Below are 11,514 nucleotides of genomic sequence, written 5' to 3'. Positions count from 1 at the left end.
GCGGCGTGGATGGACTGAAACTTGCTGCGGCGGTACGTGACAGATGGCCGCCGATCAAGATCATTGTCACCTCAGGTCACCGCACAGTGAACGTCGATGCTCTTCCGACAGAAACCCGGTTCTTGCCGAAACCGTACAGTCCAGACCATGTCGTTCGCTCGATCCGTGAAATGGTTCAAGCCAGAGGAGCGCAGTAACCTGCACCGACCGCCAACGAGGCTGCGTTCGAGAGAACTTCCAGTTAAAATCGACTATTTGAGATACCAGGAGACTTGAAGCAGCTCGAACGCACTGACCGCGGATCCCGGATGGTTATTCAAACGTGGAGCCCGTCAACAAACCGTCGTTTGAAAATGCCCGATAACAGGCAATTTTCCCTTGTCCCTAGAAGACCATCAAAACGTTACTACATTCCAATAGGAGAAGGTCTTCTGCATGTCCAAACCGTTGATTTCAAATCTGCCCGCTTTTCAAGCTCCGCAGCATTTTCCTTCTGTTCGCGGGTGAGATATCCGCAAACATCCCGCTTTAGCAGTTAACTTGACTAACTCACGATGACGTCCAAAAGGCGGTCGCAAGGGGCAGAGGGCTTCATCCGACCATTCTCCGTCAACTGTTCCCAAGCTTTTACGACGGGGGACCGGACCTTCAGCTTGCATCCATAATAATTTGCCGTTTCCTTAGATGCGGTGCCATTATTGCGTAAATTAATATTATTGACGCTGCTGTGTCGGGTGCACGACAATTAGTCTCAAGCTATTAGTCGCATTGTTCAGAGCGGCATTCGGTCAAAAACGAGGACATTGGTCGGTTCATTCAAGCCATCCGAACTAATGACTATCTCTAAAAGCACCGCACGTTTGCAGCACAAGGGCAACTTCAGCTTTAGTGGCTTAAAAAACTAAAAGGGAACAACAAATGCTAAAATTCATCACCATAGCGCTCACCTGTTCGGCAGTTATATCATCTTCGACGATAGCCGAGGCGGCCGACAAAGAGCCGACAATCGGCATTAGCGTGCCAGCTCTGCAGAATCCGTTCTGGCGTTCATTTGCAGATTTCGCCAAATCGGCTGCGAAGCAACTGGGATCAAAAACAGTCGTCCTGGATGCGAACCAGAGCGACTCGAAGCAACTCTCCGACATTGAAGGGCTGATTGCACAGGGTGTCGATTGCCTTATCGTCACCCCGAACACCTCCGCAATTGCACGGGGTTTGCTGAGGCAAGCGGAAACAGCAAAAGTTCCGGTAGTGTTTGCCGAGCGTTGGCCTGGATTCGCTCCTTCGGAATATGATGGCAAAAGTTACGCGGGCTTCGTCGGAGTCGATAACAAGCTTGCCGGCTACAACATCGCCAAGGCACTTTACGATGCCGGCGTACGCAAGCTCGTTGCGATTGGTGGCGTGCCGGGCGGCGCGGTGGCTGATGAGCGCAGTGCCGGTTTGAAACAGTTCCTGTCGGAACATAGCGACATGACACTTTTGCAAGACCTCAGAAATGGCGAACTGCGCCAGAACGGTTATACCGATGCGCAGAACTTCCTGTCGGCGTTTCCAGGACCAGGGTTTGAGGGACTCTGGACGTATAATGACGATACCGCCTTGGGAGCGATAAAGGCCTTCAAAGATGCAAAAGTGATCGACAAGATCAAGGTTGCCTCTATGGATCTTATTCCGGAAGCGGTTGATGCAATCAAGGCCGGCGAGGCTCTTTACTCAACCGGCGGACAATGGGCCGAGAGTGGTGAGGCCGCTGTCATGTGTTATGACGCGCTGAACGGAAAAGAAAACACGCCTCCTGTCAATCAGCTTAGCATTCCAGGTGTTACCAAGAGCAATGTCGATCAATACTCCAAGCAATTTATTGAGGCAGTTCCTCAATATGACTGGAAAGTCCTTTCCAAGGTGACCAATCCAAACGCGAAAACAACAGATTTCGTGATATCGGTGAAATAAGTCCGTACTCCAAGGCGCGGCATGGAGGTCTTCTAACCCATGCCGCGCACTCACCTAGGAAGTTCTTTTTGCCAATTGGCGGCTCCTGCCAACCAGTTGACAGTGACAAGGGATATTCAAAGCAGCATGGTGCTCTTCCGTATCTCAGCAGTGCGCAAGGCTTTCGGGGCAGTTCGGGCTCTGCAGTGGAACGATGAAAGCTGCATCGAGATTGACACCGGGCAGGTGTGGGCCTTTGCCGGCGAGAACGGCGCTGGCAAATCAACCCTGGCGGCTATTCTAGCCGGCGTCGCGCAACGCGACACGGGTTCAATCGAACTGGACGGTGAGTCCTACTCGCCAGCATCAATTGCCGTTGCCCGAAATAAAGGTGTCCAGATCGTCTTTCAGGAACCGGCGCTTATTACCTCCCTGTCGATCGCAGAAAATCTCTTTCTTGGACGTGAAGGGCAATTTCGTAAATTCGGTCTACAGTTTCGCGGACAAATGATTGCTGCCGCAAGGGAGCTTCTTGCCGATATCTGCCCGCACATAGATCCCTCGTCAATAGCGCGGGATGTCAGCCTGGAAGACCAAAAACTGGTTGAAACTGCCCGTGCTGTTTCGATGCACCCTCGCTGCATCATATTCGACGAGACGACAGCCGCCATGTCGAGCCACAATACCGAATTAGTGCTTGACTTGATCCGGCGCTTGAAGCCCACCACTGCGATTATAATTGTGACACATCGCACACGGGAAATCTTTGAGGTCACCGATAAAATTCTCATCATGAAGGACGGCAAATTTGTATCCGTCAGGGATACAGACAAGACCACGCCTGATGAACTGTCGGGTTTGATGGTCGGCAGAGAAGTCGATCTCAATCTCCGTTCCAAATCACCTGACGATACGGGGAGTTCAGAGCCCCTGCTCAATGTATCTGGCCTTAGTATCGAGGATGGTATCATGGATTTCAACGTTCGCCTTAACAAGGGGGATATAATAGGAATCGGCGGACTGGCCGGTGCAGGTCAAGAGCATATTCTGCGGGCGATATATGGCTTGGAGACATCGGTCAAAGGGCGTGTTGTCGTCAAAGGGCATGACTACGAAGGTCGCACACCAAAGCGTTCCATCGACAAGGGTATCCTCTTCAGTCCGAAGAACCGCGACCGGGAGGGTCTCATCATCAGGCAGAAAGTCCGGGAAAACACGGTAATGTCCATCATCGATCGGTTGGCAACCACCGGGATCGCAATCAAGTCGCGAGAGACCCGAACCGCCTCCCGTCTGGTGAAACAACTCGGCATCAAATGTCGTTCGGTTGAGGACATGTGTCAAAATCTCAGCGGCGGTAACAGACAGAAAGTCGTCCTCGCAAAATTACTTGCAACAGAAGGAAATATCTTTCTCCTGGACAATCCAACGCGCGGTATTGATATCGGTGCCCGAGCAGAGATTTATCAATTGTTGAACAGACTGACTGCCGCAGGTGCCGGAATCATCCTCGTCAGCGACGAACTTCAGGAGCTGCTCCAGATGAGCGATACCATTCTGGTGATACGAGAACGCAAAGTCTCAAAGACGTTCCAGCGCGCGGACAACCCTCAAGAAGCTGACCTCATTCGATATATGCTTTGATAGAGACGCCGCGTGGTTTTGCACTTTCCTAACATTGCGAAAATCAACGCGATATCGATTGGTTATACTTGCTGATAAAGGAAATAAAGTGGCAACAGATATCGAGCAAAAAAGTACAAAGAACTGGTTTGGAACCGGTGGCGATGCACGTTTCGACCTTAGCAATATAAGAGTGCTCGTGCCTTATGCGGCATTCCTGCTGATCTTCGCCTTTTTCTCCATAACAGCGTTCGAGCGGTTCGACACACTGCGAAATTTCAGCACCATCGTTCAACAGGCAACTGTTCTGGCGATTGTGGCGTTTGGCATACATTTCGTTATTACGGCAGGCAGCATTGATCTATCCGTTGGATCAACTTTGACCTTTGCTGGCATGATCGGCGCCTCCGTTTCACTAACCAACGGTCCCTTGGGCGTCGTTGCGGCACTTGGAGTTGGTGCGTTGGTCGGTTTATTCAACGGGGTGGTGTTTACGATCATGAAAGTACCTTCCTTCATGGTGTCATTGGGTACGCTGTTGATTGTCCAGGGCATCACGATTGTTTATTCAAACAGCAGTCCGATTGTCTTGTCGGAAACTTTGGTGGGAATAGGGATTTTCCCCAACATCGTCTATCTGGCACTGGGGGTGTTTGTCATCTGCTACATTGTCTATAATTACACGACATTCGGTCGATACTGCGTCGCTATCGGCGGGGACGAGCGGGTGTCGATAATTAGCGGTCTCCCCGTCAACATGACCAAGATATCTGTATTTGTCGTATCGGGCCTTCTCGCAGGACTTGGCGGAATTGTCATGGCGGCAAGGCTGGGAGCAGCCACGCCTACCGCAGGTGTTTCGTTCGAACTTGCGGCTATTTCGGCAGTGGTTCTCGGCGGCACGCCTCTTACCGGCGGGGTCGGTAGCATACAAAACACCGTCATCGGAGCACTGATTATTGCCATGCTGGGAAATGGTCTGGTCATCCTCGGCGTCGCATCGGAAATTCAACAGATCATTACCGGCCTTATTTTAATCTCCGCGGTCTTTCTTTCCTTGGAACGAGGCAAGATCGGGATCATAAAATAAGGATTGGCATTTCAACGTTGAGTATAGGACGCAAAGCCCTCTACGATTTATGACGGTCGCGATGACCGAATGTCTTAAGGAGACTATAATGGAAGAACGCACCGTGGTTATCAGCGGCGCCGGTATCGGCATTGGCAGGGCAACCGCTATCGCCTTCGCGAAGCAGGGGTATGTCGTCTACGTTACAGACATCCTTGAGAGGGAAGGGCACGAAGTTGTTCAGCAGATCGAAACTCAAGGCGGACACGCCGTTTTTCGCAAACTCGATGTCACTGATTCAACCGCCGTCGATGCGGTTATCCAAGAGATAGAGAAAGAATTCGGCGGTGTCGATGTCGTCGTTGCCAACGCGGGCATTGCACATCGCGTACCACTGGAGCAGATGACCGATGCAAAGTGGGATCTCACCAACGACATTGATCTGAAAGGCTGTTTCCGCATGGCGCGAGCTGCAGCCCCGCGGATGCGACAGCGGAAAAAGGGGGTGATCATCGCGGTTTCCTCCATATCAGGTATTACCTACGGATGGGGTGAGCATGTGCACTACTCCGCTGCCAAAGCCGGCATTCTGGGTTTGATCAGGGGGCTAGCTGCTGAACTTGGTCCCGATGGCATTCGCGTGAGCGGTGTTGCTCCGGGATTCATTCGCACGGCGCAATCTTTGTCCGAAGAACATTCAATGGGACAAGCCAAACTTGACGCACAAGCTTCATCAATACCGCTTCAACGCATCGGTGAACCTGAAGATGTTGCTGACGTCATCCTGTTCCTGGCGTCAGACGCAGCGCGATATGTCACCGGTCAAACGATCCTCGTGGATGGTGGGTTGACAATCCGCCAGGGCTGATGGACGCCACAAAGGCGGAAGAGCCTGGTTATTTCCGCCAAGGTGCAGGTTAATTGGCGCTTACTTCGCGGTCAGCCTAACTGTTTGCTGAATAGATTGAAAGATTCTCGCGGATCATATCAAGCATTTGGTCACGAACACCGTCACGTGATCCTCGTGCCCAAGCTGCCGACAATGGCAGTCTGCCCATGGTGCTATTCGTCGTTAATCTGACGAACTTGACGCCCGCATTCGAGAGCCTGGAGGTCCAGCGCGGAACGATGGCTGCACCGAGCTCTGCCGCCACGAGACCGATTATCGTCTGTTTTTCTTCGGCGATCTGCGAGATACGGGGCGTCAACCCAGCCTCATTAAACAACTTGACCGTGAGATCGTGGCTATGCGGCCGCGAGTGGCGGTCCGGAACGATGAGCGGTTCATCCACCAAATCCGCAAGAACGAGTTCAGACCGATCCGCGAAGCGGTGCCTGATCGGAAGGGCAACCACGGCGCTTTCGTACAAGAGGAAGAAGAAATCAAGCCTGCGGCTTGGATTGGCTGGCGGACGGATGAACACGAGATCGAGGCGCCCCGACAGCAGCTTTGGTAGCAATCGCACCGATTTATCCTCCAGAAGTTCGATACCAACATGGGGGGCGCGGCCCCGAAAATCATGAATGAGCTGGGGGATCAGGCCTGCGGCCGCACTGTCGATTGAACCGATCCGCAGAGTGGCACCACGATCCCGGCTTTCCGCTCGCATCTTGGCAGCCAGCCTATCGGCGTGCGCAAGGAGCCTTCGCGCCTCTTCGAGAAAAACAATACCATCCTCGGTTAATGTAACACTCCGCGTCGTTCGCGAAATGAGACGCGTTCCAAGATCGTCCTCGAGTTGTTTGATGTGACGGCCCAATGACGAAGGGAGCATATCGAGGCGTTGCGCAGCCTTGCCGAAATGAAACTCATCGGCTGCTGCAATGAAGCAGCGCAACTGCTGTAATTCCATGAATTGGGTTCCTGATTATATATTTTTTTAAGATAATCCCGGATTGACTGACGTCAAGCGTTAACGGCCAAAGGCCAATTAAAGGACGGGCGTCGCCACGAGCGATGGAGAACGAAGCACTATGTCACGCACTGGATGCCGCAAGATCCCTAGGGAAGGACGAGAACAGCCCTGATGTCATTAATATTTGTCAGCGTTGGCCCTGTGAAGAACAGATCCCCAAGCGCACTGAAGAATGTGTAACTGTCGTGATGATCAAGGCTCTCGTGGGCATTTAAGCCGAGATGTTGGGCTCTTTCAAAAGTTGTCGGTGTAATAATGGCACCCGCAGCATCTTCTGTTCCATCAATTCCGTCAGTGTCGCCAGCAATGGCCCAGACACCCGGTTCGTTACGCAGTGCTATCGCCAGTGAGAGCAAGAGCTCCGTGTTCCGCCCTCCCCTTCCACCCTTGTTTTTCCTCATGGTCACTGTCGCCTCTCCCCCTGACAGGAAAAGTGCCGGCAGCGGTGTCGGGTCGCCATGTCGCCGGCTGGAGTGGGCCATTGCCGCCAGGAATTTTCCAAGCTCGCGTGCCTCGCCTTCCATGGCATCGCCAAGTATGACGACGTTCAGTCCGTGCGAACGTCCGACTGCAGCGGCTTGCTCAAGCGCTGTTCTGGGCGTGGCCACAAGACGAGCGTTGACAGGATAATCAAGCTCTGTTGCGGCGAGTGAGGCTGACGCGAGGTGCGCTTTCATAGCAGGTGGCAACTTGATCCCGTACCGCCTGATGATGCCACGCACTTCAGGCAGGGTGGCCCGGCTTGGCAGGGTTGGGCCGGAGGCAACTTGTGAAGCATCGTCGCCCGGGATGTCGCTGATGATCATCGTCATAACCTTTGCCGGTCTGGCTGCCGCCGCAAGTTTTCCGCCTTTGATCTTGGAGAAACACTTCCGGATTGCATTCATCTCTGCAATTGACGCACCGGACGCCAATAGCTCTCGATTGAGCGCCTGTTTGTCGGCAAGTGAAATACCATCTTCAGGAACTGCGAGCAGCGCCGACCCCCCGCCCGATATCATTGCAATAACAAGATCATTTTCGGTAAGACCTTGCACCGCTTTAAGAATCCGCTCACCCGCTTCGACACTCATGCCGTCGGGGATCGGATGCGAGGCTTCTATAACTTCAATCCTGTTCGTCGGAACCCCATGCCCATAGCGCGTGACAACAACACCTGAAAGATCAACATCCACCCACACTTCATCGATGGCCGCGGCCATGGCTGCGGATGCCTTGCCCGCACCCACGACGACAACCCGCCCGGCAGGAATGTCCGGCAGATTTCGCAGGACCGCTGCTTTCGCATCTGCATCTGCGACGGCTGCATCGAAAATCTGTCGCAGTAACCCCTTTATACTTGCATCTGTCCAACGAGATGCCATCTGCATCGTCTCCTCAGGCATTTGAACCATATATGGCGTCAATGACAGCTTGCGTGACCTCTGCCGTATTCGCGCTTCCGCCGACGTCCGGAGTTGTGATCCCGGCCGCAGTCGCCATTTCGATCGCCCGCATCAGCCTGTCTGCAGCTTCGCGCTCTCCTAGATGCTCGAGCATCTGCACTGCGGTCCAAAAGGAGGCTACGGGGTTTGCGATGCCTTTTCCAGTGATGTCGAAGGCAGAACCGTGAATCGGCTCGAACATAGAAGGAAACCGGCCCTCCGGGTTGATATTCGCTGTCGGGGCAACGCCAAGACTACCAGCCAGAGCACCAGCAAGATCGGAAAGAATATCGGCATGGAGATTGGTAGCTACGATCGTATCAAGAGTTTCTGGCTTTAGCGTCATACGCACAGTCATTGCGTCTACCAGCATTTTGTCCCAGGTCACATCCGGAAATTCGAGTGAAACCTCGGCTGCAATTTCGTCCCACATCACCATGCCATGACGCTGTGCATTGGACTTCGTGACGACTGTCAAAAGCTTACGTGGCCGGTCACTTGCCAGTTTGAACGCATAGCGCATAATGCGGGTTACGCCTACGCGGGTGAAAATCGCAACCTCCGTTCCAACTTCCTCCGGGAGGCCACGATGAGCGCGACCGCCATTTCCGGAATATTCCCCTTCCGAATTCTCGCGAACGATGACCCAGTCAAGATCTCCAGGCTGTGCGGTTCGCAAAGGCGATTGTATGCCTTTCAGGATTTTTGTCGGGCGAACATTTGCGTATTGATCAAAGCCCTGACAAATCGGAAGCCGAAGTCCCCATAAAGTGATATGATCTGCCACGTCGGGAGCGCCCACTGCGCCGAAATAGATGGCATCGAATTGCTTTAGGCGATCCAGCCCGTCATCCGGCATCATCTTGCCGTGCTGTCTGTAGTAATCCGTTCCCCAATCGAAATTCTCAAAATTGAGCGACAGCCCGGAGATACGTTTTTCCAATGCCTTCAACACCTCGATTCCGGCCTCTATGACTTCCGGGCCGATGCCGTCGGCGGGAATGGCTGCTATCGAATGTTGACCCATCTCTGTCTCCTGGTGTCATCTTCTTGAGCGGCGCTTCGATGCACCGCTGCTTACCGTCGATCCATTGCCGCGAAAATGATTTCGTCCGCGAGCAAGCCGAGCTAAATTCATCTGTGCCATTTAACATCGTTCGTACCTGCTTCAGGATGAGCTGGGTTTTCAGCACCCCCCAAAGCAGACCGTTGGTGACTTTATTCACGCGAGGGAACGAGCTCAATGGACGGGATATTATACAATATCCTGAGATAATGACTGCCTGATTCCCCGCCATTAGCCTGCGAGCAGGCGAATTTCCCGCGCAATTTCATCGGTTTTTAGCCCCGCCCCCAAAAGCACCGAAACGAGAATGCGGGCTTTGGGCCCCGAAAGATCTCCGGCGAAAATCGCACCCCCCCGTTCAAGATCTCGACCGCCGCCATTTCCATAAACCGGTTTTACGCGTCCCTTCGTGCAGCGGGAGGTAATGATCACCGGGAGACCGTAAGAAACGATCTCCGGGATCGCTCGCGCAACTGAAGGTGTTGCATTGCCTCTACCGAAAGCCTCAATAATGATCGCTCGCGCCCCACTTGTTGCAGCAAATCGAAGGTAGCTATCTGTGGTGCCCATCGCCAGCTTTATGAGCTCAATCTCGGAAACGAGATTTTTCACTTTGTAAGTTTTGCGCAACACGGGCTTTCGGGAAACAATGATCTCGTCGCCATCCACCTCGCCAAGTTTCCCGTGTTCTGCCGAACCAAACGTGTCCGTACGTGATGCATGCGACTTCGTTGCGTCACGGGCAGCGTGAAACTCCTGTTCAAAAACGATCATGGTACCGAGTCCGCGTGCTTTCTCAGACGCTGCCAGACGAATTGCATCCTCGATATTGCGTGGACCATCGGCATCGGGAATATCAGCGCTACGTTGGGCACCGGTGAAAACAACAGGCTTATCCGAAATGACTGTGAGGTCTGCGAGATATGCGCTTTCTTCCATCGTATCCGTACCATGGGTTACGACCACTCCAGTGCAATCATCTCTGTTCAGATGGACCTGGATACGTTGCGCAAGCCGGAATGCGTGGGGCAGGTCAAAACTGTATGATCCGATGTTGCTGAACTCTTCGACCTCGAGGTCAATTTCTTTGATCTCTCCGTGAAGCGAGGACCTGAGTTCATCGCCACCAACGATTGCTATAGAGTCCCCAGTTCTTGGATCATGGCGCGATGCAATCGTCCCACCCGTTGTAATCAAAACAATTTTCTTCATGATGCTCCTCATTTGATAGATTGCAGTCGCTACGCACTGCAACCACAGTCTACCGTCAGAATGGCGCGGCGGATTATTGCAGAATTAAATATATTTGACTGTTATTCACTCATCCCACACCCTGCGTTCATCGGCCCGTCGTAGGTGGTCGCTTATGGAAAACCTGGTCGCTCGTGTAAGAAGCTAAGCTGCAATTGCAAATACAAATGCCGACCTGAGCTATGGTGCGCCCAGCCATCCATCGGAGTGACGTCCTACGTCTCTGTGATGAACCGGAAAAGGAAAGAATTATGGCCAAGGAAATTCTTTGTGGTTTTGGGGTGGATGTTGATGCGGTCGCGGGATGGATTGGCACATATGGCGGGGAAGATTCACCTGATGACATCTCGCGAGGTATGTTTGCCGGTGAAGTCGGATCGCTGCGGTTGCTGAAAATGTTTGATCGCCTCGGTATCAAAACCACATGGTTTATCCCGGGCCATTCCATCGAGACATTTCCTGAGCAAATGTCAAAAGTTGCTGCTGGCGGCCACGAGATCGGAATCCACGGCTATACGCATGAAAATCCTTTGGCGATGACGCGCGAGCAGGAAACAGCAGTCCTCGACAAATCAATTGAGCTTGTCGAGAAACTCTCCGGCCGTAAGCCCACCGGTTATGTTGCGCCTTGGTGGGAATTCTCGCAGGCCACCAATGAGCTGCTCCTTGAGCGTGGGATCATATATGATCATTCCCTGATGCATCACGACCACATTCCATACTATATCCGATCGGGCGACAGCTGGACAAAAATAGATTACAACACGAATGCATTGGAATGGATGGTCCCGCTCAAGCGCGGAAAAGAAACGGATCTCATCGAAATACCTGCAAGCTGGTATCTTGATGACTTGCCACCCATGATGTTCATGAAGGGCAATCCCAACAGCCATGGCTTCGTCAATCCGCGTGATATCGAACAAATGTGGCGTGATCAGTTCGATTGGGTTTACCGGGAATACGACTACGCCGTTTTTCCAATGTCGATTCATCCCGATGTGTCAGGACGCCCGCATGTGTTGATGATGCTCGAACGGCTGGTAAGCCACATGCTATCGCATCCCGGGGTAAGATTCGTAACCATGGATGAAATGGCGCAAGACTTCGCCAGACGTTCTCCGCGTCGGAAATAGGGACGATGTTCGCTTTTGGTAGATAGAGGTCAGCGTCGAGCGGTGCCGGATCGCGATTTTACTCGCCAGGAAAACATGCCAACCGAGAGGGAAATGC

Annotated in this window: 9 protein-coding genes and 1 pseudogene; 6 read left to right on the top strand and 4 right to left on the bottom strand. The window is 52.8% G+C overall.

The annotated features are described in order from the left end of the window. The 5 genes and pseudogenes from ABKW30_RS27670 to ABKW30_RS27650 form a co-directional block, all read left to right on the top strand. A pseudogene (locus tag ABKW30_RS27670) lies at positions 1-197 on the top strand (response regulator); the annotation flags it as partial. Positions 198-918: 721 nt separating this feature from the next. Next, on the top strand, positions 919-1,956 hold the full coding sequence (locus ABKW30_RS27665; RefSeq protein WP_348602175.1) for a substrate-binding domain-containing protein: 1,038 nt from the start codon (positions 919-921) through the stop codon (positions 1,954-1,956). A gap of 126 nt (positions 1,957-2,082) precedes the next feature. Beyond that, positions 2,083-3,579, top strand: coding sequence for a sugar ABC transporter ATP-binding protein (locus tag ABKW30_RS27660; RefSeq protein WP_348602174.1), 1,497 nt, complete (start codon positions 2,083-2,085; stop codon positions 3,577-3,579). Between the two features lie 88 nt (positions 3,580-3,667). Then, positions 3,668-4,648, top strand: coding sequence for an ABC transporter permease (locus tag ABKW30_RS27655; RefSeq protein WP_348602173.1), 981 nt, complete (start codon positions 3,668-3,670; stop codon positions 4,646-4,648). An 88-nt stretch (positions 4,649-4,736) separates the two neighbouring features. Beyond that, positions 4,737-5,495 carry an SDR family NAD(P)-dependent oxidoreductase gene (locus ABKW30_RS27650; protein WP_348602172.1) on the top strand — a complete coding sequence of 253 codons (759 nt, stop codon included), beginning with the start codon at positions 4,737-4,739 and terminating at the stop codon, positions 5,493-5,495. A gap of 76 nt (positions 5,496-5,571) precedes the next feature. On the opposite strand, the gene ABKW30_RS27645 is transcribed toward ABKW30_RS27650, so the two are convergent. From ABKW30_RS27645 to ABKW30_RS27630, 4 genes are all read right to left on the bottom strand, one after another. Next, positions 5,572-6,480, bottom strand: a complete 909-nt coding sequence (locus tag ABKW30_RS27645) for a LysR family transcriptional regulator (RefSeq protein WP_348602170.1) — start codon at positions 6,478-6,480, stop codon at positions 5,572-5,574. Positions 6,481-6,629: 149 nt separating this feature from the next. Further along, positions 6,630-7,907: a glycerate kinase gene (locus tag ABKW30_RS27640; RefSeq protein ID WP_348602169.1), complete on the bottom strand. Its 1,278-nt coding sequence runs from the start codon at positions 7,905-7,907 to the stop codon at positions 6,630-6,632. Between the two features lie 13 nt (positions 7,908-7,920). Then, entirely contained in the window at positions 7,921-8,994 is a 1,074-nt protein-coding gene (locus ABKW30_RS27635) for a tartrate dehydrogenase (RefSeq protein WP_348602167.1), read from the bottom strand. A gap of 270 nt (positions 8,995-9,264) precedes the next feature. Then, positions 9,265-10,245, bottom strand: a complete 981-nt coding sequence (locus tag ABKW30_RS27630) for an asparaginase (protein WP_348602166.1) — start codon at positions 10,243-10,245, stop codon at positions 9,265-9,267. A 290-nt stretch (positions 10,246-10,535) separates the two neighbouring features. On the opposite strand from ABKW30_RS27630, the gene ABKW30_RS27625 reads away from it, so the two are divergent. Beyond that, a complete protein-coding gene (locus ABKW30_RS27625) occupies positions 10,536-11,417 on the top strand; it encodes a polysaccharide deacetylase (RefSeq protein WP_348602165.1) in 882 nt (293 codons plus the stop codon). Positions 11,418-11,514: the final 97 nt, after the last annotated feature.

Source organism: Phyllobacterium sp. SB3 (assembly GCF_040009165.1).
Classification (GTDB): Bacteria; Pseudomonadota; Alphaproteobacteria; order Rhizobiales; family Rhizobiaceae; genus Phyllobacterium.
This window is presented reverse-complemented; position numbering and strand designations above follow the sequence as displayed.